The sequence below is a fragment of the Shigella sp. FC1967 genome, from assembly GCF_001743005.1.
Classification (GTDB): Bacteria; Pseudomonadota; Gammaproteobacteria; order Enterobacterales; family Enterobacteriaceae; genus Proteus.
Map to the genome: position 1 here is coordinate 1 of NZ_MIIZ01000993.1, position 1407 is coordinate 1407.

Genomic DNA, 1407 nt, shown 5'->3' on the forward strand with positions numbered 1-1407 from the left:
TTTTTCTACGCAGCCGCCTTGATATTTCTGGCCTTTATTATGACCCTCACGCTCATCCGTGAAGAGGTGCAAAAAAACACAGTTTCATCGACAAAAAAATGCATGAACTGGTCGCAGTTACCTGCCCGTTCGGTGATTGTCTGTATGCTTTGTACCGGCTTATTGCTGATGCTGGCCAATATGTCGATAGAACCCATTATTACGGTCTATGTACAAACTCTCGTTAGTGAGGCATCTCAGATAACTAAAGTGGCAGGGTATGTAATGGCTGTCGCGGCCTTGGGCAGTATCATTTCCGCATCTTGGCTTGGAAAGCTAGCCGACAGAATAGGACATTTCCGCATCATCATACTGGCGTTAGCTGCTGCCGGATTGTTGCTGATCCCTCAGGCATTTGTTACCTCGGGCTGGCAGCTTATTGTTCTGCGTTTCCTTATGGGGCTTGCACTAGGTGGATTATTACCCTGTATTGCAACGGTAATACGTCAGCGCGTACCAGAAGGAATGGTAGGAAGTATTCTCGGCTATTCTGTAGCCGCACAGTTTGCAGGCCAGTTCATCGGACCGCTGATAGGCGGAATTGTCGGTGGTCATATCGGGATGCGGGCAGTATTTCTAGCAACTAGCTTTATATTGCTGCTCGGTGCGATTTGGAATTTTAAAATATATCGCAAGTCAGCTACACGTTGATGAACTGTATTCCTCTTCACTTGTACATTTCGGAGATTTTATGATGACTCAACTCAATAATATCGATAAAAAAACACCTTTTTAGTAATGGATTTTTAGATGAGCATACTCGAAAAATACTGTCTCAACATGCCTTTGTTATGCATTCAACCGAAATATTAAAAGCTTGGACATAAAAATATAACTATTTGATATGGAAATAATTACCACAGTTATTTGAGTGGTTCAGGGCGAATATCTCATTGAAGGGGGACTGGGCTTTAATTCAGATGCAGAGTGGGGGGCTATTGATGGTGGTAGTGGGGGCTATTGATGGTGGTATTGAAATTCCACTTGATGTCAATAAACAGCCTCTTATTTGGGTTAACTCTAAAGTTAACAAAGATAGTTCTATCCTCGTGAGAACGTATCATCAAACTCACCCTAATGCACCTAAGTTTGCCCGTAATGATATTGACGGCTTCAATGATGGCGATCCGATTGATATCCCTGATGGTCGCTTTATTTCCGTTCGTGTACAGATGCCAGAGCAGTCAATCTATAATGTAAGAATGCGTGAGATGGAAGAAGTGCAGACGGTGGAAGAGGAGCATAGACGGAAAGAAGAGGATTAATTATGATTGTTGTTAAACGGGCTGTACTGATTAACTAACTCACCCGTTTAACATAATGGGTCTTATGTGCATCAGTTTTATAATCATTATTCCTTTACTGTTA

2 protein-coding genes are annotated in these 1407 nt (G+C 42.4%); both read left to right on the plus strand.

Features of this window, described 5'->3' with window-relative positions:
- A partial coding sequence (locus BHE89_RS17235; RefSeq protein ID WP_128860666.1) for an MFS transporter occupies positions 1 to 690 on the plus strand: 690 nt, incomplete at its 5' end.
- A 242-nt stretch (positions 691 to 932) separates the two neighbouring features.
- Positions 933 to 1304, plus strand: coding sequence for a phage tail fiber protein (locus BHE89_RS17240; protein WP_216081023.1), 372 nt, complete (start codon positions 933 to 935; stop codon positions 1302 to 1304).
- The last annotated feature ends 103 nt before the right edge of the window (positions 1305 to 1407 follow it).